The following is a 22,904-nucleotide window of genomic DNA, read 5'->3' as shown; positions in this document are numbered from 1 at the left end:
GTCCAGGCCCCAGCGCCGCCCGCCCCGCCCAAGGACGAACGCTTTGTGATCAAGCGTATCCTGCCGATCACCGGGCCGATCAAGTACGGTGAATGGCATTGGGATGAAAAGGGCGTGCCCGATGGTCCCATCGTTATCACGGTTGATCTTGATGCACGGGTGCTGTCGATCTTCAAGGGCGGCTATGAAATCGGCGCGACCGCCGTGCTGCTTGGAACCGGCGAGAAGCCTACGCCAACCGGGATCTTTCCGATCAAATGGAAGGATGCCGATCACTATTCATCGACCTACGATGGCGCGCCGATGCCCTTTACCATGAACCTGACAGAGGACGGCGTGGCGATCCATGGCACTCAGGTTGAAAAGGGCTATGCCAGCCACGGCTGCATCGGGGTGCCAACTGTGTTTGCCAAGAAGCTGTTTGGCATATCCCCGATCGGCACGCAGGTTTACGTGACCCGCGGCAAAACCGCCAAGCAGGGTGACTCGCTGATCTAGCCGTCGTTCCGAGTTTGGCCGCGTCCGACGCGCCAATCAGGCCAGCCCTTTATCGATCTGCCGCTGGGTGGCATCACCAAGCGAGCTGCCGCCGTCGATATCAAGCACGGTGCCGGTTACATATTTCGCAGCGTCCGAACACAGGAATACCGCACCCTCGGCGATCTCCTCGATATGGCCCCAGCGCTTCATCGCGATCCGATCGAAGTGCTTTTGTTTTGTCGATACATCGGGCGCCAGCCGGGCCATTCCTTCGGTGCCCTCGATCGGGCCGGGTGAAATCGCGTTGACCCGCACATGGGGGCCCCATTCCAGCGCCAGCACCCGAACTAGCTGGTTGATCCCGGCCTTGGCTGCGCAGGCATGGGCCTGAAGCTGCATCGGGTTCACCGCCTGCCCGGCCGTAATCGCGATCAACGAGGCGTTTTCGGCAAGCAGATCGTGGCAGCCGCGAAATACGTTGAAAGTGCCGAGCAGGTCAATATCGACCACGGTCTTGAAGGCGTTGGCGCTCATCCCCAGCACCGGGGCCAGGAAATTGCCCGCCGCGCCTGATACGACGACATCCATTGGCCCCAGCCGCCCCCGAACATCTTCCATCGCCGCCCGTATCGCGCCGAAATCGCGGACATCGGCAATCAGGCCCAATGCACCGTGGCCGATCTCTGCGGCCGCATTGGCAGCTTTTTCCGGATTGCGGCCCAGCACTGCAACCTTTGCGCCAAGCTGGGCAAAGCGCTTGGCGATGCCCAGATTGATCCCGCTGGTTCCGCCGGCCACGAACACAACCTTGCCTTCAAACAGGCCGTCCCTGAAAGGTGAATTCATCACGGTTACTCCTTAACGCGGGGCCATGCGGATCGCGCCATCAAGGCGGATGCACTGGCCGTTGAAATAACTGTTGCGGGCCAGTTCCATTGCCAGGCTGGCGAATTCTTCGGGCTTGCCCAGACGCTTGGGGAACGGCACGGAAGCGGCCAGACTATCCAGCACCTGCGGCTTGGCCCCCAGCATCAGCGGGGTGGCAAAGATCCCCGGCATGATCGAATTGACCCGGATCCCGATATCGGAAAGATCGCGCGCCATCGGCAATACCAGACCGTTGACCCCGGCCTTGGCCGATCCATAGATGATCTGGCCGATCTGCCCATCCTGCGCGGCAACCGATGCGGTCAATGTGATGCAGCCGCGCTCGCCATCTTCCAGTGGCTCAAGCGCGGCCATGCCCTCGGCCGAAATCGAGGCAATCCTGTAGCTTGCAACCAGAATGCCCTGCACACCGTATTCATAGTCCTCGGTTGGGGTGCGGCGCAGCTTGCCGGCCTCTTTATCAAAAGCCAGCGTCTTGCCGCGCTTGCTGGTCATCGCACAGTGGATGGTGATGCGTTCCTGCCCGTGCGCGGCGCGGGCCTTGGCAAAGCCATCAAGCACCGATTGTTCGCTGGTGATATCGACCTGGCAAAACAGCCCTCCGATCGCGCTGGCCACGGCCTCGCCCTTTTGGGTGTTCACATCGAAAATCGCAACTTTGACCCCCGCCGCAGCCAAAGCCTCTGCACTTGCCTGCCCCAGCCCTGATGCGCCGCCGGTTACCACCGCAGCCGTGTCCGAATCGAACTTCATTTGACTCTCCCTTTAATCGCGCGATTAATGACGCGCTGAAGCGAGGAAGGCAATGACCCACACCCTTGATCTCTATTGGAGCTTTCGCAGCCCCTATTCCTATATCGTCATGCCCCGTTTGCTTGAGCTGGAGCGGAATTTCGATGCCCGGGTAAATGTCAGGCCGGTTTTGCCGATCGCGGTGCGCCAGCCGGAATTTTTCGCCAATTCCGATCCCTTGTGGTTCAGCTATCTGTTTCGGGACAGCGTGCGCAGCGCGGAATTTGCCGGAATGCCGCTGCGCTGGCCGCGGCCCGATCCGGTGGCGATGGATTTCGCGACCCGGACCTATCCCAAGGAACAGCCCCATATCCACCGCCTGACGCGCCTTGGGCAACTGGCGGCAGAGCGCGGGCACGGCCTGGCCGTGCTGCGTGCGGTTAGCCATCTGATCTGGTCAGGCGAGGTTGATGGCTGGAATGAAGGCGATCACCTGGCCCTGGCCCTGGCCAAGGCCGGCTGCGATCTGGCCGAAATGGATGCGGCGCAGCAGGCCGAAGCCGCAAGGCTCGACGCAGCAATCGCCCAGAACGAAGCCGATCAGCGCACAGGAGGCCACTACGGTGTGCCGCTGATGGTCTATGATGGCGAGCCGTTCTTCGGGCAGGACCGCTATGACCAGCTGGTCTGGCGGATGCAGCAAAAGGGGATGGCTGCGCGCTAGGCGCGGCGTTTGGGCGCCTTGGTAAAGTTCCAGCCATCGATGCCGGATCGCGCCACCAGATTGCCAATTGAAGCCGGTTGGTGCGCCACCAGTGCATCGAACACCCGCGCTGCGGCGCTACCGCGCGGCGCTTCACCACCGAGTTCGGCCACGATCCGGGTGATCACCCGCAATGCCACCGCACGCGGGGCCTGCGGGCGATAGATCAGGCCCATCGGCGCCTTGGTCACGCATTCGGCCCACTCACGTTCGGCCGCCCAATCAAGCGCCGCATCGGCATCGGCCAGGTGTGCGGCGCTGGCGGCCAGCGCTGGCACATCAAGCCAGTTCGCCCCCGCAATCGCCTTGCGGATCCGCGCGCGATCGAAACGGTCGTCGGTGTTGGAAGGATCGGCCGCTGCGGCCAGTCCGGCGGCCTCCACCACACTGGCCAGTTCGGTCCGGCGGAATTGCAGCAATGGCCGCAGCAGCAGCTGGCGCGCACCGGGCACCAGCGCCCGCGCGCGGACCCCGGCAAGACCCGCCACCCCGCTTGCCCGGTTCAGCCGCAGCAGCATGGTTTCGGCCTGATCGTCGGCATGGTGCGCGGTGCACAGCGCGGCCAGATCCTCGCGCCGCATCCAATCTGCCAGCGCGGTGTAACGCGCAGCGCGGGCCTGGCTTTGCAGATTACCCGGATCGACCTGAACGCCTAGCACACTATGCGCAACGCCAAGCTGCGCGCAGGTGCGGGCGACACATTCAGCCTCTGCAGCGCTATCGGCGCGAAGCCCATGATCGACCGTAGCGGCGGCAATCCGGCCCGGCAGCAAGGCCTGAGCCAACAGCAGCAAGCCCAGACTGTCTGGCCCGCCTGAAACCGCCAGACCAAGCCGCCCCTCACCGTTCCACAATGCAGTCAGCGCGGCGCTGAACCGCTGGATCAGATCGGACGAAACGGGCCTATCAATTGCACTTCAGCCGCGCGCGCGTGGCGTCGTACTGCGGCTTGAGCCGCCCCGCCGCTTCGGCCGGATATTCGCTGCGGAACGAATCGATTGCCACGCAGGCGCGGTCCTTGTCGTTCAGTTGGCGCATTGCTTCGGCCAGGTTGAGCAAGCTATCCGGTCCGCGGGCACCTTTAGGTTCGGTCTTGTAGTTCTGCAGGAACCAGCCCGCAGCCTCACGCGGATTACCATCCTCCAGATAGGCCCGGCCAAGCAGGTTGCGGGCATAGCTGGTGCGGCTGTGCTTGGGGTATTTCTGCAGGAACAGCTTCAGTTGCTGCTGGCTTTCGGGATAGAAACTGGCCTCAAACAGACGGAAGCCATAGGAATATTCGTCATCGCCCGGATCCTGGGTCTTGGGCTTGGGCACCGCGCGCACTGCGGCCAGGCGTTTGGCCGATCCATCGGCGGTAGCCGGTTTGGCCTGTGCCGGCTTAGCCGAGGCAGCGCTGGATGTTGCCGCAGGTTTGGGCGCCGGGCTCGACGCAGCGGGGCCGCTCATCGCGGCAAGGTTGGTCTGGCTGGCTGCACCAGCGGCAGGGATTGCGGCGGGTGCCGCCTTGGCCCCGGCTTCAAGCGCGGCAAGGCGCGCTTCGGCTTTTTCCAGCCGGTTGTGATCTTCCTCGACTTGCGCGGTCAGCCGGGCAACCTGGCCTTCCAGCGCATCCATCCGCGCCAGCATATCAGCGCCCGGCGTCGTGGCTGGGGTTCCCGGAGCGCTGGCGGCCGGCTGGCCAGTTTGCAGCTGCGGGAAATAACGCGGATCGCCGCCCGGAAACACGGTGCGCTGGATCGCCGCCACTTCGGCTTCAAGCTTGCGCAGCCGGCCTTCAAGATCGGTGCCGCTTTGCGCCAGGGCTGGCGCCGCGATGACCATTGCGATCAGGGCAGCCAACGGGCGCTTTTTCGACAGGAGTTGCTTCATCATCATGCGTTCCATCCGGATGGTAAGGGCATTCCTGGCAGAACCAAGCATAACCCTAGCTTAACCGTGATTTAGCGCGCCAGGCCGGGTCCTGTCGAGCAAGAGCGCCACGTTTTGCGCAGCTTAGGTTGCGCTGGGCGCGGGCACCGGGGCGGGTATAGCCGGTGCGCTGGCGCTGGGCAGATCGGCCGGTGCTGGCGATGCTTCAACCCGGGGCCGTTCGGTCCGCTGGCGATCACGCTGCGATGCGGCGCGCTGGGTCTGCTGGCGCGGGGCAGGCGTTGCTACCGGCGCCGGAGTGCTGGCAACAGCAACCGGAACCGCCGTGCCGCGGGCCAGCAAGGCCGCTGCACTGACCGGGGCATTGCCGATCGTTTGCTGCACTTCTGCCAGTTTGGGCACACCTTGGCCGCCGATCGTGATGGCCAGCGCCTCAGGCCGCGCGGTGCGGATGAATACCTCGCCCTTGTCGGTCGGTACGGTGAAAATTTCACCCTTGGCCATTTCGGCCTGGAACAGCTGGTTGCCCGCTGCATCGGTGAATTTGACCCACACCGCAGCATCAAGCGCGGTGAACACCACAGGGCCAGTGGGGGCAGCAATCGCTGCAGCCGCGCCTTCGCTGGGCACCGCCGTCGGTGCTTCCTCAGCCAGGCTGGAGGCCAGCTTGCCGCCGGGGGCAAAGATCGATGGCCACACCACCAAAGCGCCGAAAATCACTGCCGCAATGGCTGCCGCAGCAATCCATGCCAGCCGTGCACTGGGCACGCGGGCAGGATCGCCGGGTTCGAAAGTCTGCACCGGGCGGCGCGATTCGGCTGGCGTGTGATCGGCCAGTTCGCGGCGCACGCTATCAGTAACCTCAAGCTCGTTCAGGCCCAGCATCCGGGCATAGGTGCGCGAAAAGCCGATCGCATAAGTGCGCCCGGGAAGCGCGGCATAGTCGCTATCTTCGATTGCCCTAAGCTGGCGCTCACCAATCCGGGTCTCGGCAGCCACCTGGGCCAGGCTCAGCCCGGCCCCTTCGCGCGCGCGGCGCAGCTGTGAACCAACCGTTTCCAGCGGCAGTTCTGCTTCTGCCGCCTCCATAATATCTTCTGACATGCCGACCCCAACTAAGGTATTGCCCGGGCTTGAACCCTGTTGGACGCGGACACTGGCGCGTTGCTTGCCAAAGTCAACGGGATTTGCGGTTTTTCGGCTTTCGAAACGATAGTCCGGGCTGGAATTAAGTCAGGACTGCTCAGGCCGTCTCAATCGACCTCAATTGCGCGTTCTTCCGCCCATGCCATCAGGGCTTCGCGCATGCTTGGCGGCGGGTTCGCCAGCCAGCCGTTCATCGCCCCGGCGATCTCGGCCAGATCGACCTTGCGGACCAGTTCCTTGATCGGGCCAACCCCGGCCGGGGTGATCGACAAGCGCCGGATTCCCAGCCCCATCAGCGCCAGCGCCTCTAGCCGCCGCCCGCCCATTTCGCCGCAGACCGTGACATCCACCTGATGCCCCGCAACCCCTTGCAAAACCCGCCGCAAAAAGCGCAGGATCGCCGGGCTAAGCCAATCATACCGCTCTGCCAGGCGCGGATTTGATCGATCCGCCGCGAACAGGAACTGGGTCAGATCGTTGGTGCCAATCGACAGGAACGAGAGCTTTGGAGCAAGGATATCCAGCGTTTCGGCCAGCGCCGGCACTTCAAGCATTGCCCCATACCGGATCGCTTCGGGCAACAGCTTCTTCTGGCCTTTGAGGTACTTGCGCTGGGCCTCAAACACATCGCGCGCGGCATCAAATTCCCACGGCTCGGAGACCATCGGGAACATAACGTTTAGCGTGCGTCCGGCCGCGGCTTCAAGCAACGCGCGGGCCTGAACCTTCAACAACCCATCACGGTCCAGCGCCACGCGCAGCGCGCGCCAGCCCATGGCCGGGTTTTCCTCATGCTCACCATCGTTGTGGCGCAGGTATGGCAGCACCTTGTCACCGCCGATATCGACCGTGCGAAATACCACCGGCTTGTCCCCTGCGGCATCAAGCACATCGCGGTAGAGCCGGGTCTGGCGTTCGCGCGCGGGCAAAGTCGCCGAGACCAGAAACTGGAACTCGGTCCTGAACAGCCCCACCCCATCGGCACCGGTCAATTGCAGGCCAGGCATGTCATCGCGCAGCCCGGCATTGATCATCACCTGAATGCGGGTGCCGCAGCGGGTGAACGGTTCCACATCGCGCAATTTGGCATAGGCCGCCTGGCGCTCGCGGCTTTTGGCAAAGCGGGCGTCGAAAGCTTCGGCCATAGCCGGGCTTGGCCGGACGGTAATGTGGCCCTGATCGGCATCGAGCAACAGCTCATCACCTTCGCGCAGCGCGCCTTTCAGCCCGTGAACCCGGCCCAGAACCGGAACCCCCATTGCGCGCGCTACTATCACCACGTGTGCGGTAAGCGACCCTTCTTCCAGCACCACACCCTTCAAGCGGCGCTTATCGTATTCAAGCAGTTCGGCTGGGCCCAGATTGCGGGCGATCAGGATCGTGTCCGATCGCAACCCCTGGCTGGCGGCTGTGCCCATCTGCCCCGAAACAATCCGCAGCAGCCGATTGGAGAGATCCTCCAGATCGTGCATCCGGTCAGCCAGCAACGGATCGTCGATCTGGCGCATCCGCATCCGGGTGCGCTGCTGGACCCGCTCAATCGCCGCCTCGGCAGTCAACCCGCTGTCGATAGCTTCGATAATCCGGCGGCTCCAACCTTCATCGTAAGCGAACATCTTGTAGGTTTCGAGCACCTCTTCATGTTCACCACCGACGCCAAATTCGGCCTGCGCCTGCATCCGCTCAATCTGCTCACGCATCTTGTCAAAGGCCAGATAGACGCGGCTCAATTCTGCGTCACGGTCTTCAGCCATGACGTGTTCGATCGTGATCCGCGGCTGATGGAACACAGCGTTGCCGGCCGCCAACCCCTTGACCAGTTTGAGCCCGGAAAGGTTTACCGGGCCGGTCTGGGCCGGGCCCAGGATTCCTTCTTCTTCATCGACCAGATCGGCATTGTGGATCAGTTCGGATAGAACCATCGCCACGGTTTGCAGCGCCTCGATCTCTACCTCTTCATAGCGGCGCGGATCGACATGCTGAACGCACAGCACACCCACGGCGCGCTCACGCCGCACGATCGGCACTCCGGCAAAGGAATGGTACTTGTCTTCCCCGGTTTCGGGCCGGTACGAAAAATCCGGGTGTGCGGTTGCCTCAGCCAGATTGAGCGTTTCGATATTGTCTGCGATCGTGCCGACCAGCCCTTCACCGATCCCCAGCCGGGTGACATGGACCGCCTCTTGCGCCAGGCCGCGGGTGGCGAACAACTCAAGCTGGCCTTCGCGCAGCAGGTATATCGAACAAACTTCGCTATCGAGCCCTTCGCCGATCACATCAACTACGGTGTTCAATTTGGCCTGCGCATTGCTGCGCGAAGCCATCACATCATGCAGACGGGTCAGAATGGTGCGGGCGGCTGAAACGGCGCTGGTGATTGGCATGTGCCATGACTACCCCAAAGCGCGCGCCAAGCAAACGCACATCAGCACAGGAAAATCGGATTGGGGCCGGCGTGCTGGTCCGGCTCACTCTGGTGGGCCCAGGTCTTTCGGTCCTTGCTGCCAGGCTGGCCTGCCGCGCTATTCGCGGACGCGAATAGCGCGACCGAGCAAGACTATCAGGCGCTGGTTAGTTCATCCTTGATTCGCAGCTTCTGCCGCTTCAGCAACTGGATCGCTTCAAGGTCAGGCAATGGGCGGCTCATTTCTTGTGCGATCCGGCGCTCTATACCGGCGTGCTTGAGCTGCAATGCACTGACATGCGACTGTTCCATAGGGGATTCTCCTTGTAATAGCCCCCTTCGGGCTGCGGATCCCTGATCAGTTCCCGACTCGGTTACCGACGGGTCTCGCGATTGTCATTCAATCATATTAATCCTATCTTGCAAGATGCTCAGGACAGGTCCTGCGACAATCCGCCACGCCGCCGCGACGAGCTGGCCAAAAAGGTGTTTTCGAGGTGAACGAAGAGGAACTGCGCAAGCGACTTGAAGTATTGCGCACCGAACACCGCGATCTTGATGCTGCGATTGACGCATTGACCGGCGCAGGCGCCACCGACCAACTGCAGATTGCCCGGCTGAAAAAGCGCAAACTGAAACTGAAAGACCAGATCGCGATGGTCGAGGATTACCTGATCCCGGATATTATTGCGTAGTGGCTTGGATGCGCTGATCGCCTCCGCGATCAGCTTGCAACACCGGCATGCATCGGATCAAAACGCCCCCATTCGGGACAGTCCCAAAATGGTGTGCAAAACCGGGTAACCCCCCGGTTGGCAGCGGGATCAAAGGACGCCTATCGCAGCTTTCATGGGGAAGCCGGCCAACATCAATCCGCGCATTGTCGAAGGGTTATACTGCGAAGCGCTCGTCCTTTCGGACGAGGTTCGCGCGGTATTTGCGCTTTCGGGCCGGCTTGATGCCGTGGGCGAAGAAGACGATGCGCGCCTTGCGCTTTCCTGCGAAGCGCTGCGCACCACAACCCGGATGATGCACAGCGTTGCCTGGCTGCTCAACCACCGGGCCTATTTCGCTGGTGAACTCAGCGAATTTCAGCTGCGCCGCTATGGCAAGCTGGCCGATTTCCCCGAAGGTGAAGCCGCCCGGCTGGCCCTGCTTGATAGCGATACCCGCGAACTGGTTCGCGCAACCGAGCGCTTTCACGCCCGGCTGAAGCGGCTCGACGCCGGCTGGCGCGAGCGTGATACCGCCGCGCCCAGCGCGATTGCCGCCTTGCGCGAACGGCTTGGCCAGCAGGTGCGCGGCTAGTTTTACTCGACTTGGGCGTTGCGGCTCCCCATATCCGCTGCCAATGGACATTCCTGCCAAACCCTGGCCCACCGGCCTCTCCGAACGCTGCGAACCGCTGGTCCGCCGGGTGTTGGCGCCCAATGCCTCGCACTACACCTTCACCGGAACGCAGACCTATATCGTTGGCGCAGCCGATCAGGTCGCGGTGATTGATCCGGGCCCGGCCGATGCCGCCGGGGAAAGCGAGCCATCGCCGTTCAAAGGCGCGGATACCAATGGCAAGGGCCATGTCGAAGCGATCCTGGCCGCTGTGGGCCCAGCCCGGATCGCCGCGATCATGTGTACCCACACCCACCGCGATCATTCCCCCGCCGCTGCCGTGCTCAAGGCCGCAACGGGCGCGCCGATCATCGGCTGTGCGCCGTTGACAATCAGTGACGATGGCCCGCGCGCCGATAGCGCGTTTGATCACAGCTATGCGCCGGACCGGGTGCTCAAGGATGGTGAGCGGCTGACCGGGCCGGACTGGACGATCGAAGCCGTGGCCACGCCGGGCCACACCAGCAACCATCTGTGCTACGGCCTGGTGGAAAGCCGCGCGCTATTTACCGGGGATCACGTGATGGCCTGGTCTACCAGCGTGGTTAGCCCGCCCGATGGTGATATGGCCGCCTATATGGCCAGCCTCGACAAGCTTTATGACCGCGGCGACACGGTGTTCTATCCCGCCCACGGCCCGGCCATCTTGAAGACCCGCCAGCTGGTCCGCGGAATGCTGGGGCATCGCCGCAGCCGCGAGGCCCAGATCCTGCGGCTGCTGGCGCAGGCCCCGCATGTCATTCCCGATATGGTTGCAGCGATGTACAAAGGGCTTGATCCGCGATTGACCGGCGCGGCCGGGCGTTCAGTTCTGGCTCACCTGATCGACCTTAGATCGCGCGGGCAAGTGAGCGACGAGGGCGAGCAATGGCGCGTGATCTCTTGAAGCCGGCTCCCGCCCAGCGTCTGCCATGGCTGATTGCCGGCGGAGCGATGGCGGTGGCAGCGCTGCTGGGCTGGCAGGTCTGGCGCGCAAACGATTCTGGCGATCCGGTTGCCACCAGCCTGGCCGCCTTTGAAAAGGCCAACCGGCTGACCGTGTTCTCGGCCCAGCTGGCCCCGGTGGTCAGCGCCGATGATGTGCGCGGCTATGGCTTGCTGAAAAGCCGCCAGATCGCAGTGATCCCGGCGCGGATTGATTATACGCTTGATCTGGCCCGGCTGGATGCCGCCCGGTTTCGTTGGGATCAGCCAGGCCGCCGCCTGATCGTTACCCTGCCGCCGCTGGAATTATCCGTGCCCAATCTTGATGAAGCGCGCGCGCAGTATCTGCGCGAAGGGGTATGGATCACCGGCCCGGCCCAGGCCAAGCTGACCCGCGACAACACGCTGCAAGCCCAGCGCCAGGCCGCCAAGCAGGCGCGCAACCCCGCCTTGCTGGAACTGGCGCGCGGATCAGCCCGTCAGGCTGTCGGACAAAATCTGTCGGTGCCGCTCAAGGTTGCGGGGCACGGCGATGTCACAGTAGAGGTGCGCTTCGAAGGGGAAAAGGGAACCCAATGACTATCCAGACCGAAAACCTTTCCGGCATCGATATCCGCGCCGAGATCGAACGCCTGCGCAAAGATCGCAATGCGGTGATCCTGGCGCATTATTACCAGAAACCCGAAATTCAGGATCTGGCCGACTATATCGGGGATAGCCTTGAGCTATCCAAAAAGGCCGCCACCACCGATGCCGAAGTGATCGCGTTCTGCGGGGTCAAATTCATGGCCGAAACCGCCAAGATCCTTGCTCCCCACAAGACTGTGATCCTGCCCGATCTGGATGCCGGGTGCAGCCTGGAAGATAGCTGCCCGCCCGAAAAGTTCGCCCAGTTCCGTGAACGCCATCCCGATCACATCGCGCTGACCTATATCAATTGCAGCACAGAGGTGAAGGCGCTGTCCGATATCATCGTCACCAGTTCCAGCGCCGAGACGATCCTGGCCCAGATTCCGGGGGACCAGAAAATCATCTTTGGCCCTGACCGGCACCTGGGCGGCTATCTATCGCGCAAGTTTGATCGCGAAATGCTGCTGTGGCCGGGCGTCTGCATTGTCCACGAGGCGTTCAGTGAAACCGAGCTGCTCAAGCTCAAGGCCCAGAACCCGGCCGCGCCGGTGGCCGCGCACCCCGAATGCCCACCGCACATAATCGATCATGCCGATTACGTCGGCAGCACCAGCGGCATCCTCAATTTCGCCAAGACCTTCCCCGGCGATACCCTGATCGTCGCCACCGAACCGCACATCATCCACCAGATGGAACTGGCAATCCCGAACAAGCACTTCATCGGCGCGCCCGGCGCCGACGGCCAGTGCGCCTGCAACATCTGCCCCTACATGGCGCTCAACACGCTGGAAAAACTATACCTCGCGCTGCGCGATCTGAAGCCGCAGATTGAGATCGAGGAAGGGCTGCGGCTGCAGGCCAAGAAGAGTCTCGACCGGATGCTGGAGATGGCTGGCGGGACTGTGGGGAAGGGTGATTTGGGGGCGCGGTGATGCTATTCCAAAGCCAGGGAAAACAGCGGGATGAATGCGGCGATGTCTTCATAGCTGATTGAGCGATCAAATTGAGCTGCTGCGGAAGTGTTTTCCGCGAGAAACGATGATGGTGCCATCAAGATCGTTTCGAAATCCCAGTAATTGAGCCAACTTGGATCGTTGGCTTTGAATGTTGCGCGGCGACGATAGGCCGCCGCCTGTTCAAATCGCAAATTTCCATCGCTCGGTTTATTCTCAATGTGAATTGCGAAGCGTCCAGTCTCGGTTTCGAATACAAGGAAAATGTCGGTTTCCCACGCAGATCCGTCAGGAAGTTTGCACCACCAATGCTTCCACCAGTGTTTTGCCTTGCGGGCAGACCGCTGATCATCAACGAGCAGTCGGGCGGTGTCAGCTACATGCCCAAACCGGCCACCATCCAGAAGAAATCTTTGAAGGACAGGATCAAGCTCAATCAATTCCGCAAATGCATGATCGAGTTCAGCCTCCGATATCCGCTTCACCCCGCCACAACCCGCTTCACCATCTCTGGCTCGGCCTCAATTACCTTGAGGTAGGCACGCACCGCAGGGGGCGGCATGTGGCGGCCGATTTCGTATTGGCGGATGCTGCTGGCGGCGATCCCGAAGGCGACGGCGAATTCCTGCTGGCTCATCCCCAAACGGTTACGCAGCTTGCGGATGCGGCGACCCATATGGGCGCGTTCGACCCCAGCGACCGAAACATCAAAATCTTCTGGATCGTTGGGATCAGCCGGGATCGCTATGGTAGTCTCTTTGTTCACTTGCATTGCTCCGCCTGACCGAAATCAGTCTGATTGCCTCACCGCGCCAGACATGGACTGCGGTGTAGAGTTTTCCCTCAACCAGTCCGACCGCCTTGTAGCGATCTTCGCCATCGATCGGTCTGTGCGACGAAGAGACGATGTGGTTCGGATCATCAAACACCCTTTGCCCAAATGCCAGCCGCAGCCGGTGCTTGAACAGATTGGCCTCATCCTTGATCTGATCCCATTCGAACTCCATGTCGCCAGACTATGTGAATCACATATAGCAGGCAACGCGAATTGGGTCCAATACGGAGTTACCCCTACCGCACCGCCTCCCCAAACATCAGCGCCCGCACGTATTTCACCGGGGGCGAGCCGAAGCTGAGCACGGTGTCGTTATAGCGGCGCAGCGTATAGTCCTTGCCCCAGGGCTGCTTCGCTTCCTCGCACAGGGCCTTCTTGGACACCGCGAACTTGAACGGCGGACCGCCCAGCCCTAGTCCTGCGCCGAGCGGGCAAGTGCCAATCCCGTGCCAACCATCACCATGCCCAGGAAATCGACCGGCACCAGCGCCTCGCCGAAGGCCAGCCAGCCCAGCGCCACGGCAATCGCCGGCTGGGTCAGCAAAGCCAAGCCGAACACCAGCGGGGTAAAGTGACGCATCGCATAGATCAGCAGGCCCTGCCCGGTAACTTGCCCCAGCAGGGCCAGCGCCACCAGCGGCCACCACAGCGTGGGCCAGACCGGTTCGCCCACCAGCAGCGCAGTTGCCAGCATAATCGGCGCGCCGGCCACGCTTGACCAGGCCACCAGCGACCAGCTGCCCAGATGCGCGCGCGGTTTTTGCAGCAGCAGGATATAGCCGGCATAGAGCAGCCCGGCGGTGATGCAGAACAGATCCCCCACCAAAGTAGTCCGCCCGATTTCCAGGCTGCGGCCCAGCAGCACTGCAGAGCCCGCAATTGCCAGCGCAAAGGCCAGCCATTCATTTCGGCGCGGCGTGCGATGCAAGGCATAGAGGCCCACCGCGATCACCACCAGGCTGCCCGAATTGCCGAACAGCGTGGCATTGGCCATCCGGGTCATGCCGATGCCGATGTGCCAACTGGCAATATCAAGCCCGAAGAACACCCCCGCCCCGGCGATCGCCAGCCAGGTCGATGGGCGATAGCCGATCACCTTCTCGCGGTTCCAAAATGCCAGTGCGAACAGCAGCGGCACCGCCAGCAGCAATCGCCAGAACCCGGCACTGACCGGCCCGCTATCGGCCTGGCGCACAAACCACGGCCCCACCGCCAGTGCGACATTGCCGCCCAACAGCGCGGCGAAATGCAAAGCGGTCCAGCGCGGCGCCGCTTGTTCTATTGCCCCCGTTGCATTCACCATGGCCATGCCTTAGCGCTCGCCAACGAATTGCAAAACGAAATCGATGGAGATCCTGCCTTGCACGATGCACTGTTCCAGCCGCTAAGCCTTGGCGCAATCGAAGCAAAGAACCGCATCCTGATGGCCCCGCTTACTCGCGGCCGGTCCGATCCAGGTTCGGTGCCGGGTGCGATGATGACCGAATATTACCGCCAGCGCAGCGGGGCCGGCCTGATCATCAGCGAGGCCACCGGGATCAGCGTTGAAGGGCTGGGCTGGCCAGCCGCGCCGGGCGTGTGGAGTGATGCGCAGACCCAGGGCTGGAAGCCTGTAACCGATGCAGTCCACGCAGCTGGCGGCAAGATCGTATTGCAGCTGTGGCATATGGGCCGGATCGTCCATCCCGATTTTCTGGGCGGAGAGCCCGGTGTATCGGCCAGCGCCACCACCGCGCCCGATCATGCCCACACCCCCACCGGGCGCAAGCCGCACGAACAGGCCCGCGCCGCGACCAAGGCCGATATTGTGCGGATTGCAGATGACTACGCCAGGGCCGCAGCCAACGCCAAGATTGCCGGGTTCGATGGGGTTCAGCTGCACGGCGCCAACGGCTATCTGGTCGATCAATTTCTGCGCAACGGCACCAACCTGCGCACCGACGAATACGGCGGCAGCCCCGAAAACCGCACCCGGTTCATGCGTGAAATGCTGGAAGCGATCATCGCAGTGTGGGGTGCAGACCGGGTTGGAATCCGGCTTTCGCCCAATGGCAATTCGCAGGGCTGTGATGATACCGATCCGGGTGCGGTTTTTGGTGCGGCGGCGAAGGTTTTGCAGGAACTCAAGGTTTCATGGCTGGAACTGCGCCAGCCCGGTCCCAATGGCACCTTCGGATCAACCGATGTGCCCAAGCAGGACGGCCTGATCCGGTCCGTCTACAAAGGCCCGGTTGTGCTCAATTCCGATTACACCGCCGCCGAAGCCGATGCAGATGTGGCATCGGGCCGGTGCGAAGCGATCAGCTTTGGCCGCCCCTACATTTCCAACCCCGATCTGGCCGAGCGAATTCACGCTGGTGCAGATTGGGCGCCCAATCTTAACGTTCCGAAAAGCTGGTATCTGCCAGGACCGGAAGGGTACATCGATTATCCGGCATTGGTGCCGGCCTGAACTGAAGAGGGGCCCGCTAAAATGGCTGTGCGTTCTTGGCTGTTTGTTCCCGGTGACAGCGAAAAGAAGCTGGATAAGGTCGCGGGCACTGCGGCTGATGTGGTGATCCTTGATCTGGAGGATTCGGTTGCCGCCGATAACAAGGCCAAGGCCCGGGCCATGGCCGGAACCTGGCTGGCAGCGCACCGCCCGCAGGTAACCGATGGCAAGCGGATGGGCCGCTGGGTGCGGATCAACGCGCTTGATAGCCGGCAGTGGCGTGATGATCTGGTGGCTGTGCTGCCCGGCGCGCCTGATGGCATCATGCTGCCCAAAAGCGCCGGTCCCGAATCAATCCAGCAGCTGGGCGCAGAGCTGTATGAGCTTGAACCGCGCGCGGGCCTGCAAGCCGGTTCTATCAGGATCCTGCCGCTGGTCAGCGAAACAGCGGCGGCGGCGGTTTCGATCCCGTCCTATGCCTCGGCCTCGTTGCCGCGGCTGGCCGGGCTAACCTGGGGCGCAGAAGACCTTTCGGCGGCAATCGGAGCAACCCGCAAGCGCGATAAGGATGGCCAATGGACCGACGCCTTCCGCTTTGCCCGAACCCAGACGCTGCTGACCGCCCATGCCCGCGGGATTATGGCGATCGATACGCTGCATGCCGATTTCGCCGACGACAAAGGCCTGAAGCGCGCCGCCGAAGCCGCGCGCGCTGATGGGTTTGCCGGCATGCTGGCCATTCACCCGGCACAAGTTGCGATTATCAACGCCGCCTTTTCCCCCAGCGAGGATGAACTGGCCGAAGCCCGCGCGATCGTCGATGCGTTCAAGAGCAATCCCGATGCCGGCACATTGCAGATCGATCAGCGGATGATTGACCGGCCACACTACAAATTGGCGCTAAGAGTGCTGGGGCTGGAAGAATAATCCGGCGGGCTATTCGCCGTCAGCCCCAGACACGGCAGTTTTGGGTTCTGGAGCATCGTCCGGTTCGGGCTGCGGCGCTGGTTTGGCGCTATCCTTGCCCGGTTTTACAGCGGCTTTGGCTCCGCTCTCAGCCTTGTCTGATCCTTCGGCCTTGGGCGCAAGCGGGGCCTGGCTTTTCACCGTATCGAGCGGCAGCATCGCATCGCTGACAGAACCGGGCAGAATTTCACCCGAGGCATTGCCCCCGGTGGCCTTCTTCTCCTCGCCCTGACAGGCCGCCAGCGCCAGGCCCAGACCGGCTATCATCATCCAGCTTCGCATCATGCCGCCCTCTCTCCACACGCTTGATCGAGCGCCGCCAGAAATTTTGGCGCGCGGGCCAGCAATGCTTGATCCCACATATCAAAATCAACCGAATGGCCCAACCTTGCAAGGCTGGTCACGCCAAATTCCTCGATCCCGCATGGCACAATTCCGCCGAAGTGCGAAAGATCGGGCGCGATATTGATCGAAAAACCGTGCATCGTCACCCACCGCCGGATCCGCACGCCGATAGCGCCAATTTTTGCCTCGCGCCCATCGATATCGCGGGTCCAGATCCCGATCCGGCCCTCGCTGCGCCAGCTTTCCACCCCGAAATGGCCCAGCGTATCGATCACCCAGCCTTCAAGCGCGTGGACAAACGCGCGCACATCGCGGCTGCGCCGCTTCAGATCGAGCAGGACATAGCCAACCCGCTGCCCCGGCCCGTGATAGGTATATCGTCCGCCGCGCCCGGCCTCGACCACTTCAAAACGCGCATCAAGCAATTCATCCGCCGCCGCGCTGGTCCCAGCCGTGTAAACCGGAGGGTGTTCCAGCAGCCAGAGCAATTCCTGGGCGCTGCCTTGCGCAATTGCGGAATTGCGCGCGGTCATGAAATCAAGCGCCTGCCGATAGGGCACCGGCGCGCCATCGCAGCGCAATTCAATTCCCGGGGCGACAAGGATTTCCATCGAATGTTTGCGTGGCGGCATTTGCTGTGGTTATCAAGGGGCATGAACGCAGCACCCCCGATCTCTCCGTTTGACAGCAACCATGCCTGGCAGGATGCGCTGTCCCTGATCAAAACCAACCGCGATCTGCTGATAGCGCTCGCCGGGGTCTTTCTGGTCTTGCCGGCCTTTGCAATCGCAGTCTTGCTGCCATTGCCCGAACCGGCAAAAGACGGTGATTTGATGGCCTTTGCGACCAGTCTTGGCGAATACTACCGTAACAACGCACCGGCGCTGGTGATTTCCGGGCTGATCCATACGGCCGGTACGCTGGCCATGTTGGCGCTGTTCACCGATCCATCGCGGCCCACCGTAGGGCAGGCAATCCGGCAGGGTTTTGCCCGGATGCCGACGGTGATTTTTGCCCAGATCATCATGTGCGCGGGCGTGGGGGCGATGTTGATCGTACCCGCCACCCTGGGCGGGATGCTGGGCAGCGCGGCGCTTTCATTCCTGGGTGCGGTGGCCGCGTTCGGTTTGGGGGTCTGGGCGCTAACCCGGCTTTCGCTGATCCCGGCGGTGGTTGTGGTGGAGCAGATGAGCAACCCACTCAAAGCCCTGAACCGCGCCTGGCTGCTAACCGAAGGGCACGCCTTGCGGCTGCTGGTGTTTTTCGCATTGCTGTTTGTGGCAACAATCGTGCTGACCCTGGTGGCATCGGGGCTGGTCAATGCCCTGCTGTCTGTGCTGATCGGCGGCGAGGCAGCGTTGCTGGGATCAACCCTGATCGCAACCAGTGTCCAGGCGGCGATGACTGTGTGCTTCAATGCGGTGTTTGCGGCCAGCTACCGCCAGTTGGCCGAAACCCCGATTGCGCCGGTGAACAGCACTTTTAATTGAGCCGCATCCGAAAGAATTCGAGAATTTCATCGCGGGCCTGCACGGTCGGCTGGCCAGCTTCATCGATCAGGTGGATCGTCACGACCGAATGCGGGTTCTTCATCATCGCCTTGGGATTGGCCGCGCTATCGGCCAGAACCCGGGCTTCAAACCGATCGCCCAATGCGTCGGCGTAGGCCGCGAAACGTTCGGCCTTGCAAAAGCTGTCGCCTTCAAACCGGTAGGCCCGCACGGTCAGATCTTCGGTCACCATCCGCGCCTTGATTGCGGCCAGTTCATCGGGCGCAATATGCATCCCACCGCTTTGGCCCAGCGGCAGACTGGGCTGCGCCAGCACCGGGGCCAGCACCGATGGCTCCAGCATCATCGACAATGCGAAATTGCCGGTGAAGCACATCCCGATCGCCCCCACGCCCTTGCCGCCGGATTCCTGATGGGCCTGCGCCGCCAGTGCCCGAAGCCACTGGGTGATCGGGCTTGAAGCATTGGCCGCGAAGGCGCGAAACTCACGGCTGATACAGGCTTTGGCGATGGTGGTGACGGCATAGAGTGCGCCTGGCGGTGCGCCGTCCTTGCCGAACAAGTGCGGCATATAGACCGTGAACCCGGCATCCCGGACCCAGCGGGCAAAGCGCGCTACATGCGGGCTGATCCCAGGCATCTCGGTCATCACCACCACCGCCGGGCCGCTGCCGGCAATATAGACCAGCCGTTCCTGATCGAGCAGGCTGATCCTGCGCCGGGCAAAATCGTCCAGCGGGTCCATCGTGTTCAGATTTGTCATCAGCTACTCCCCAAAAAATCCGGCAACCCTTGCTAAACCAGCAGCACGCCCGCGCCCATTGCGACCAGGCTGGCCAGCAGCGTCAGCAATCCGCCCATCCCCTTGCGCCCAGCCAGCCCCAACAGGGTTGCGCTTTTGAACAGGGTATTGAGCGCAACCGGCACGGCCAGCACCAGCGCAGCCAGGCGCGCGTCCAGCGTTCCGGGTGGCAGGTTGCCCATGGTGATTACCGCCGAATCGACATCAACCGTTCCCGCGATCGCCAGCACAGTCGCCAATCCGGCATCGCCGTAACGGGCCAAAACCCACTGCGCCGCCACGGTCAGCGCCATGGTCAGGATCACCAGCAGCAGCGCCGGTTTCAGCTCAAACGGATTGCGAACCGCAAGTTCGGCCGGCCGGGATTCCGGCTTGCTATCAGCCCTGCGCAGCAGCAGCACGGTGCCGATCAAACTGACCAGCATGCCCGGCAACGCAATCCGGACAAAGCCAGGCAATGCAAACGGCGCCAGCACCGCGCACAGCAGCATCACCCGCACAAACATCACCGCACTGGCCAGCGCGACAGCGCCGTTGAGAAGCGCGACGGCGCCGCCGAGAAGCACGGCAGCGCCGCCAGACCGCGCTGGATCATCCATTGCTTCGCGCAATTTTCCGCCCAGCGATGCCGTGACCGCGGTAGAGCTGACCATCGCGCCTGCCGCGGCCGTGGCCAGCACGCCCCGCGCCGGGCCAAGCAGCCTGACCCCGGCATATCCGGCAAACGAAAAGCCGGATACCAGCACCACCACCAGCCACAGCTGGCGCGGACGCCAGGCACCGAACGGGCCCATCGGGCTATCTGGAAGCAGTGGCAGGATAACCAGCGCGAGCAGGGCAAAGCGCGCAATGGCAGCCATTTCTGCGGCATCGATATGGCGCAGGGCGTGGTGCAGGCGCGCGCGCTGCGATAACAGCAGCACGGTCAGCCCGGTCAGCGCGCTGGCCAGGGCAAGCCCGCCGCTGCCGGCTAGATAGCCCGCCGCCAGGGTGATAAGCCCGCTGAGGCTGGCGGTGCCGCTGATCGATCTATTGCCGCGCGTACTGCGCCAATAGCCCAGCACCACCAGTGCGGCGGTGGCCGCCAGCAGCACAGCGGCCAGCACGCTGGCGCGATCCTGCAACAATCCGGCGATCCCGCCCGCCAACCCCAGCAGACCATAAGTGCGAATGCCGGCAAAGCGGCTGCCATCAGCCTGCCCCCGCATCGCCCAGCCGCGCTGCAAGCCGATCAGCAGCCCCAAGGCCAGGGCCAGCCCCAGCCGAAGCAGATCACCAGTTGCAAAGCTTTCCATTGGCCGGTTGTGGCAGGACGCGCCGCGCGGTGAAAGCGGCAATTGCTGGTGGCCGTTGCGATCAATGGGTGCAATGCTGTGGGCTATGGCTGGCGCGCTTCCTGTTGAATTGATCCAGTGGTTTGCCGGGCGCGGCTGGACCTTGCGCCGCCACCAGCGCGAAATGATCGCGGTTGCTGCCAGCGGGCGCCACGCGCTGCTGGTGGCCGATACTGGCGCGGGCAAGACGCTGGGCGGATTTCTGCCAACGCTGGCTGATTTTTGTCCATCGGGCGGGGCTGTGCCGGGCGAGGGATTGCACACACTTTATATCTCGCCGCTTAAGGCGCTGGCGCACGATGTGCAGCGCAACCTGCTGACCCCGGTGGAAGAGCTGGGATTGGCGATGCGGATCGAGGTCCGCAGCGGCGATACACCCAGCGAGCGCAAGGCCCGCCAGCGAGCGCACCCGCCACATGTGCTGTTGACCACCCCCGAATCGCTCTCGCTGCTGCTGTCTTACCCAGAAGCCGAAGGTCTGTTCGCTGGCCTGCGGCGGGTTGTCATTGATGAGGTTCACGCACTGGCCCCCAGCAAGCGCGGGCATCTGCTGGCCCTATCGCTGGCGCGGCTTCAGGCACTGGCCCCGGCGATGCAGCGGGTTGCGCTATCCGCAACGCTGGCCGACCCGGAGGACTTTCGGGCCTGGCTGGCGCCGGCCGGGCAGACCGATTGTGTTACCCTGGTTGAAGGCGAGGCCGGCGCGCCTGCCCAGCTGGAGATCCTTTTGCCGGTGGATGCCCGAGTGCCCTGGAGCGGCCACGCCGCCGCATGGGCCGTCCCGCAGCTGATCGAAGCAATCAGCCGCAATCGCACCACGCTGGTGTTTTGCAACACACGCTTTCTGGCCGAATTCATCTTTCAAAAGCTGTGGGAGGCCAACGACGCGAATCTGCCGATCGGAATCCATCATGGATCGCTTTCAAAGGAAGCGCGCCGCAAGGTGGAAGGCGCGATGGCCGATGGGCGTTTGCGGGCGCTGGTTTGCACCGCCAGCCTCGATCTGGGGATCGATTGGGGTGATGTCGATCTGGTCGTGCAGATGGGTGCGCCCAAGGGTTCCTCGCGGTTGCTGCAGCGCATCGGGCGTGCCGGACACCGGCTTGATGTACCCAGCCGCGCACTGATCGCGCCGGGCAACCGGTTTGAATTTCTGGAAGCCTTTGCGGCGGAACAGGCCGTGCAAGCCGGGCAGCGCGATGGGGAGGATTTGCGGCCCGGCGGACTTGATGTGTTGGCCCAGCACGTGATGGCGCGGGCCTGTTGCGGGCCGTTCGATGGCGATGCCTTATTTGCCGAAGTGCGCAGCGCCCAGCCCTATGCCTGGCTGGATTATGCGCGGTGGCAGCGGGTGCTCGATTTTGTTGCCAGCGGGGGCTACGCGCTCAGGGCATATGATCGCTTTCGGCGGATTGTGAAGGACAAGGCCGGCAAGGATGTTTGGCGCCTGACCCATCCCGAACACGCTGCGCGGTTCCGGCTAAATGCCGGGATCATCGTCGATAGCGAAATGATCGACGTGCGGTTCCGCAATGGCCGCGCCTTGGGCCGGGTGGAGGAGAATTTCGCAGCCTCGCTGAAGCCGGGGTCAACCTTTCGCTTCGCCGGCCTGGACCTTGAGGTTGAGGCGATGCGCGAAACCGAATTGCTGGTCCGCGCGGCCAAAAGGCCCGGCCAGATTCCAAGCTATATGGGCCAGCGTATTGCGCTAACCACGCACCTTTCCGGGCGAGTCCAGAGCTTGCTGGCGGACCGTTCCGGGTGGGCGAAGTTTCCCGACGACGTGCGCGAATGGCTTGAAGTGCAGGACTGGCGAAGTGAACTGCCGGGACCCGGCAAACTGCTGGTTGAAAGCTTTCCGCACGAAGCGCGTCATTACAGCGTGTTCTACACCTTCGAAGGCTGGCCCGCGAACCAATCATTGGGCATGCTGCTGACCCGGCGGATGGAGCAGCGCGGATTGATGCCGCTGGGGTTTGTTGCCAACGATTATTCGCTGGCGGTTTGGGGGCTTCAGGCGATCCCCGATCCTGCCGCGCTGTTGTCGCCCGATATCCTGGCCGGTGAGTTTTCCGATTGGGTTCAGGACAGCTATCTGCTGCGCCGCGCTTTCCGCGAGGTCGCGGTGATATCCGGGCTGATTGAGCGCCAGCTGCCGGGCAAGAAGAAGACCGGACGGCAAGTAACTTTTTCGACCGATCTGATCTACGATGTGCTGCGCAAATACGAGCCGGGCCATATCCTGATCGAGGCGGCCTGGGCCGATGCCCGCGCCAGGATGACTGATCTTGAACGGCTGGCGGGTTTGCTTGGCCGAGCTGGGCGTGAAATGCGGCATGTCAGGCTGGAGCGGGTAAGCCCGCTGGCGGTGCCGGTGTTGGTGATGATTGGGCGCGAGGGCTTGCCGCAAGGCCAGGCCGATGAAGCATTGCTGCTTGAGGCAGAAAGCTTGGCCGGGGTTGCGATGCGGATCGATCCGGCATTGGAGAGCGATTAGTG

Annotated in this window: 28 protein-coding genes; 12 read left to right on the top strand and 16 right to left on the bottom strand. The window is 62.7% G+C overall.

Features of this window, described 5'->3' with window-relative positions; genetic code table 11:
* A partial coding sequence (locus ABL914_RS08440) for a L,D-transpeptidase family protein (RefSeq protein WP_391562739.1) occupies nucleotides 1-498 on the top strand: 498 nt, incomplete at its 5' end.
* Between the two features lie 36 nt (nucleotides 499-534).
* Here the strand turns inward: ABL914_RS08440 and ABL914_RS08435 are convergent.
* Both ABL914_RS08435 and ABL914_RS08430 read right to left on the bottom strand, forming a co-directional pair.
* A complete protein-coding gene (locus tag ABL914_RS08435; protein ID WP_391562738.1) occupies nucleotides 535-1,326 on the bottom strand; it encodes an SDR family oxidoreductase in 792 nt (263 codons plus the stop codon).
* A gap of 12 nt (nucleotides 1,327-1,338) precedes the next feature.
* Nucleotides 1,339-2,121, bottom strand: a complete 783-nt coding sequence (locus ABL914_RS08430; RefSeq protein WP_391562737.1) for an SDR family oxidoreductase — start codon at nucleotides 2,119-2,121, stop codon at nucleotides 1,339-1,341.
* Between the two features lie 52 nt (nucleotides 2,122-2,173).
* Here ABL914_RS08430 and ABL914_RS08425 point away from each other — a divergent pair, with 52 nt between their 5' ends.
* On the top strand, nucleotides 2,174-2,824 hold the full coding sequence (locus ABL914_RS08425) for a 2-hydroxychromene-2-carboxylate isomerase (RefSeq protein WP_391562736.1): 651 nt from the start codon (nucleotides 2,174-2,176) through the stop codon (nucleotides 2,822-2,824).
* On the opposite strand, the gene tilS is transcribed toward ABL914_RS08425, so the two are convergent.
* The 4 genes from tilS to ptsP all read right to left on the bottom strand — a co-directional run bounded on the left by tilS (nucleotide 2,821) and on the right by ptsP (nucleotide 8,265).
* The gene (gene tilS / locus ABL914_RS08420) at nucleotides 2,821-3,717 is read right to left on the bottom strand and encodes a tRNA lysidine(34) synthetase TilS (protein ID WP_391562735.1); all 897 of its coding nucleotides are present in this window, start codon (nucleotides 3,715-3,717) and stop codon (nucleotides 2,821-2,823) included. The two genes, ABL914_RS08425 and tilS, sit on opposite strands and share 4 nt — an antisense overlap.
* Before the next feature lie 52 nt (nucleotides 3,718-3,769).
* On the bottom strand, nucleotides 3,770-4,738 hold the full coding sequence (locus ABL914_RS08415; protein ID WP_391562734.1) for a tol-pal system YbgF family protein: 969 nt from the start codon (nucleotides 4,736-4,738) through the stop codon (nucleotides 3,770-3,772).
* A 120-nt stretch (nucleotides 4,739-4,858) separates the two neighbouring features.
* On the bottom strand, nucleotides 4,859-5,839 hold the full coding sequence (locus tag ABL914_RS08410) for a helix-turn-helix domain-containing protein (RefSeq protein ID WP_391562733.1): 981 nt from the start codon (nucleotides 5,837-5,839) through the stop codon (nucleotides 4,859-4,861).
* 149 nt (nucleotides 5,840-5,988) lie between these two features.
* Nucleotides 5,989-8,265: a phosphoenolpyruvate--protein phosphotransferase gene (gene ptsP / locus ABL914_RS08405; protein ID WP_391562732.1), complete on the bottom strand. Its 2,277-nt coding sequence runs from the start codon at nucleotides 8,263-8,265 to the stop codon at nucleotides 5,989-5,991.
* 5 nt (nucleotides 8,266-8,270) lie between these two features.
* Between ptsP and ABL914_RS08400 the strand changes: the two genes are divergently transcribed.
* The gene (locus ABL914_RS08400; protein WP_391562731.1) at nucleotides 8,271-8,423 is read left to right on the top strand and encodes a hypothetical protein; all 153 of its coding nucleotides are present in this window, start codon (nucleotides 8,271-8,273) and stop codon (nucleotides 8,421-8,423) included.
* A gap of 18 nt (nucleotides 8,424-8,441) precedes the next feature.
* Here the strand turns inward: ABL914_RS08400 and ABL914_RS08395 are convergent, their stop codons facing one another.
* A complete protein-coding gene (locus ABL914_RS08395) occupies nucleotides 8,442-8,597 on the bottom strand; it encodes a YdcH family protein (RefSeq protein WP_391562730.1) in 156 nt (51 codons plus the stop codon).
* Between the two features lie 185 nt (nucleotides 8,598-8,782).
* Between ABL914_RS08395 and ABL914_RS08390 the strand changes: the two genes are divergently transcribed.
* The 5 genes from ABL914_RS08390 (at nucleotide 8,783) to nadA (ending at nucleotide 12,160) form a co-directional block, all read left to right on the top strand.
* A complete protein-coding gene (locus ABL914_RS08390) occupies nucleotides 8,783-8,980 on the top strand; it encodes a YdcH family protein (RefSeq protein ID WP_391562729.1) in 198 nt (65 codons plus the stop codon).
* Between the two features lie 154 nt (nucleotides 8,981-9,134).
* On the top strand, nucleotides 9,135-9,593 hold the full coding sequence (locus tag ABL914_RS08385) for a DUF1465 family protein (RefSeq protein ID WP_391562728.1): 459 nt from the start codon (nucleotides 9,135-9,137) through the stop codon (nucleotides 9,591-9,593).
* A 43-nt stretch (nucleotides 9,594-9,636) separates the two neighbouring features.
* The gene (locus ABL914_RS08380) at nucleotides 9,637-10,560 is read left to right on the top strand and encodes an MBL fold metallo-hydrolase (RefSeq protein ID WP_391562727.1); all 924 of its coding nucleotides are present in this window, start codon (nucleotides 9,637-9,639) and stop codon (nucleotides 10,558-10,560) included.
* Entirely contained in the window at nucleotides 10,542-11,177 is a 636-nt protein-coding gene (locus tag ABL914_RS08375) for a DUF4230 domain-containing protein (RefSeq protein ID WP_391562726.1), read from the top strand. Before ABL914_RS08380 ends, ABL914_RS08375 begins: the two co-directional genes overlap by 19 nt.
* The gene (nadA, locus tag ABL914_RS08370) at nucleotides 11,174-12,160 is read left to right on the top strand and encodes a quinolinate synthase NadA (RefSeq protein WP_391562725.1); all 987 of its coding nucleotides are present in this window, start codon (nucleotides 11,174-11,176) and stop codon (nucleotides 12,158-12,160) included. Before ABL914_RS08375 ends, nadA begins: the two co-directional genes overlap by 4 nt.
* Before the next feature lie 2 nt (nucleotides 12,161-12,162).
* On the opposite strand, the gene ABL914_RS08365 is transcribed toward nadA, so the two are convergent.
* From ABL914_RS08365 to ABL914_RS08345, 5 genes are all read right to left on the bottom strand, one after another.
* Nucleotides 12,163-12,666, bottom strand: a complete 504-nt coding sequence (locus tag ABL914_RS08365; protein WP_391562724.1) for a hypothetical protein — start codon at nucleotides 12,664-12,666, stop codon at nucleotides 12,163-12,165.
* Nucleotides 12,663-12,947, bottom strand: a complete 285-nt coding sequence (locus tag ABL914_RS08360) for a helix-turn-helix domain-containing protein (RefSeq protein ID WP_391562723.1) — start codon at nucleotides 12,945-12,947, stop codon at nucleotides 12,663-12,665. Before ABL914_RS08360 ends, ABL914_RS08365 begins: the two co-directional genes overlap by 4 nt.
* On the bottom strand, nucleotides 12,913-13,188 hold the full coding sequence (locus ABL914_RS08355; RefSeq protein ID WP_391562722.1) for a BrnT family toxin: 276 nt from the start codon (nucleotides 13,186-13,188) through the stop codon (nucleotides 12,913-12,915). Before ABL914_RS08355 ends, ABL914_RS08360 begins: the two co-directional genes overlap by 35 nt.
* Before the next feature lie 64 nt (nucleotides 13,189-13,252).
* On the bottom strand, nucleotides 13,253-13,399 hold the full coding sequence (locus ABL914_RS08350) for a hypothetical protein (protein WP_391562721.1): 147 nt from the start codon (nucleotides 13,397-13,399) through the stop codon (nucleotides 13,253-13,255).
* Between the two features lie 29 nt (nucleotides 13,400-13,428).
* On the bottom strand, nucleotides 13,429-14,319 hold the full coding sequence (locus ABL914_RS08345; RefSeq protein WP_391562720.1) for a DMT family transporter: 891 nt from the start codon (nucleotides 14,317-14,319) through the stop codon (nucleotides 13,429-13,431).
* A gap of 57 nt (nucleotides 14,320-14,376) precedes the next feature.
* On the opposite strand from ABL914_RS08345, the gene ABL914_RS08340 reads away from it, so the two are divergent.
* Together ABL914_RS08340 and ABL914_RS08335 are read left to right on the top strand one after the other, a co-directional pair.
* Nucleotides 14,377-15,468, top strand: coding sequence for an alkene reductase (locus ABL914_RS08340; RefSeq protein ID WP_391562740.1), 1,092 nt, complete (start codon nucleotides 14,377-14,379; stop codon nucleotides 15,466-15,468).
* A gap of 21 nt (nucleotides 15,469-15,489) precedes the next feature.
* Nucleotides 15,490-16,374: an HpcH/HpaI aldolase/citrate lyase family protein gene (locus tag ABL914_RS08335; RefSeq protein ID WP_391562719.1), complete on the top strand. Its 885-nt coding sequence runs from the start codon at nucleotides 15,490-15,492 to the stop codon at nucleotides 16,372-16,374.
* Nucleotides 16,375-16,383: 9 nt separating this feature from the next.
* Here ABL914_RS08335 and ABL914_RS08330 read toward each other — a convergent pair whose 3' ends face one another.
* Both ABL914_RS08330 and lipB read right to left on the bottom strand, forming a co-directional pair.
* Nucleotides 16,384-16,695 carry a hypothetical protein gene (locus ABL914_RS08330; protein WP_391562718.1) on the bottom strand — a complete coding sequence of 104 codons (312 nt, stop codon included), beginning with the start codon at nucleotides 16,693-16,695 and terminating at the stop codon, nucleotides 16,384-16,386.
* Nucleotides 16,695-17,369 carry a lipoyl(octanoyl) transferase LipB gene (gene lipB / locus ABL914_RS08325; protein WP_391562717.1) on the bottom strand — a complete coding sequence of 225 codons (675 nt, stop codon included), beginning with the start codon at nucleotides 17,367-17,369 and terminating at the stop codon, nucleotides 16,695-16,697. Before lipB ends, ABL914_RS08330 begins: the two co-directional genes overlap by 1 nt.
* A 42-nt stretch (nucleotides 17,370-17,411) precedes the next feature.
* Here lipB and ABL914_RS08320 point away from each other — a divergent pair, with 42 nt between their 5' ends.
* Nucleotides 17,412-18,248 carry a hypothetical protein gene (locus tag ABL914_RS08320; protein ID WP_391562716.1) on the top strand — a complete coding sequence of 279 codons (837 nt, stop codon included), beginning with the start codon at nucleotides 17,412-17,414 and terminating at the stop codon, nucleotides 18,246-18,248.
* Here the strand turns inward: ABL914_RS08320 and ABL914_RS08315 are convergent.
* Nucleotides 18,241-19,032, bottom strand: a complete 792-nt coding sequence (locus ABL914_RS08315; protein WP_391562715.1) for a dienelactone hydrolase family protein — start codon at nucleotides 19,030-19,032, stop codon at nucleotides 18,241-18,243. The two genes, ABL914_RS08320 and ABL914_RS08315, sit on opposite strands and share 8 nt — an antisense overlap.
* Nucleotides 19,033-19,064: 32 nt before the next feature.
* Nucleotides 19,065-20,366, bottom strand: a complete 1,302-nt coding sequence (locus tag ABL914_RS08310) for an MgtC/SapB family protein (RefSeq protein ID WP_391562714.1) — start codon at nucleotides 20,364-20,366, stop codon at nucleotides 19,065-19,067.
* Between the two features lie 85 nt (nucleotides 20,367-20,451).
* Between ABL914_RS08310 and ABL914_RS08305 the strand changes: the two genes are divergently transcribed.
* On the top strand, nucleotides 20,452-22,902 hold the full coding sequence (locus ABL914_RS08305; protein ID WP_391562713.1) for a ligase-associated DNA damage response DEXH box helicase: 2,451 nt from the start codon (nucleotides 20,452-20,454) through the stop codon (nucleotides 22,900-22,902).
* The last annotated feature ends 2 nt before the right edge of the window (nucleotides 22,903-22,904 follow it).

Source organism: Novosphingobium sp., assembly GCF_040079535.1.
GTDB lineage: Bacteria > Pseudomonadota > Alphaproteobacteria > Sphingomonadales > Sphingomonadaceae > Novosphingobium.
This window is presented reverse-complemented; position numbering and strand designations above follow the sequence as displayed.

What these genes read in the sequence shown, in the direction of transcription:
- ABL914_RS08435 (WP_391562738.1), bottom strand. Translation starts at nt 1,326, where the DNA reads ATGAATTCACCTTTCAGGGACGGCCTGTTTGAAGGCAAGGTTGTGTTC.
- ABL914_RS08430 (WP_391562737.1), bottom strand. Translation starts at nt 2,121, where the DNA reads ATGAAGTTCGATTCGGACACGGCTGCGGTGGTAACCGGCGGCGCATCA.
- ABL914_RS08425 (WP_391562736.1), top strand. Translation starts at nt 2,174, where the DNA reads ATGACCCACACCCTTGATCTCTATTGGAGCTTTCGCAGCCCCTATTCC.
- ABL914_RS08415 (WP_391562734.1), bottom strand. Translation starts at nt 4,738, where the DNA reads ATGATGAAGCAACTCCTGTCGAAAAAGCGCCCGTTGGCTGCCCTGATC.
- ABL914_RS08410 (WP_391562733.1), bottom strand. Translation starts at nt 5,839, where the DNA reads ATGTCAGAAGATATTATGGAGGCGGCAGAAGCAGAACTGCCGCTGGAA.
- ptsP (WP_391562732.1), bottom strand. Translation starts at nt 8,265, where the DNA reads ATGCCAATCACCAGCGCCGTTTCAGCCGCCCGCACCATTCTGACCCGT.
- ABL914_RS08400 (WP_391562731.1), top strand. Translation starts at nt 8,271, where the DNA reads ATGACTACCCCAAAGCGCGCGCCAAGCAAACGCACATCAGCACAGGAA.
- ABL914_RS08395 (WP_391562730.1), bottom strand. Translation starts at nt 8,597, where the DNA reads ATGGAACAGTCGCATGTCAGTGCATTGCAGCTCAAGCACGCCGGTATA.
- ABL914_RS08385 (WP_391562728.1), top strand. Translation starts at nt 9,135, where the DNA reads ATGGGGAAGCCGGCCAACATCAATCCGCGCATTGTCGAAGGGTTATAC.
- ABL914_RS08380 (WP_391562727.1), top strand. Translation starts at nt 9,637, where the DNA reads ATGGACATTCCTGCCAAACCCTGGCCCACCGGCCTCTCCGAACGCTGC.
- ABL914_RS08375 (WP_391562726.1), top strand. Translation starts at nt 10,542, where the DNA reads ATGGCGCGTGATCTCTTGAAGCCGGCTCCCGCCCAGCGTCTGCCATGG.
- nadA (WP_391562725.1), top strand. Translation starts at nt 11,174, where the DNA reads ATGACTATCCAGACCGAAAACCTTTCCGGCATCGATATCCGCGCCGAG.
- ABL914_RS08355 (WP_391562722.1), bottom strand. Translation starts at nt 13,188, where the DNA reads ATGGAGTTCGAATGGGATCAGATCAAGGATGAGGCCAATCTGTTCAAG.
- ABL914_RS08345 (WP_391562720.1), bottom strand. Translation starts at nt 14,319, where the DNA reads ATGGTGAATGCAACGGGGGCAATAGAACAAGCGGCGCCGCGCTGGACC.
- ABL914_RS08335 (WP_391562719.1), top strand. Translation starts at nt 15,490, where the DNA reads ATGGCTGTGCGTTCTTGGCTGTTTGTTCCCGGTGACAGCGAAAAGAAG.
- ABL914_RS08330 (WP_391562718.1), bottom strand. Translation starts at nt 16,695, where the DNA reads ATGCGAAGCTGGATGATGATAGCCGGTCTGGGCCTGGCGCTGGCGGCC.
- lipB (WP_391562717.1), bottom strand. Translation starts at nt 17,369, where the DNA reads ATGGAAATCCTTGTCGCCCCGGGAATTGAATTGCGCTGCGATGGCGCG.
- ABL914_RS08320 (WP_391562716.1), top strand. Translation starts at nt 17,412, where the DNA reads ATGAACGCAGCACCCCCGATCTCTCCGTTTGACAGCAACCATGCCTGG.
- ABL914_RS08315 (WP_391562715.1), bottom strand. Translation starts at nt 19,032, where the DNA reads ATGACAAATCTGAACACGATGGACCCGCTGGACGATTTTGCCCGGCGC.
- ABL914_RS08310 (WP_391562714.1), bottom strand. Translation starts at nt 20,366, where the DNA reads ATGGAAAGCTTTGCAACTGGTGATCTGCTTCGGCTGGGGCTGGCCCTG.
- ABL914_RS08305 (WP_391562713.1), top strand. Translation starts at nt 20,452, where the DNA reads ATGGCTGGCGCGCTTCCTGTTGAATTGATCCAGTGGTTTGCCGGGCGC.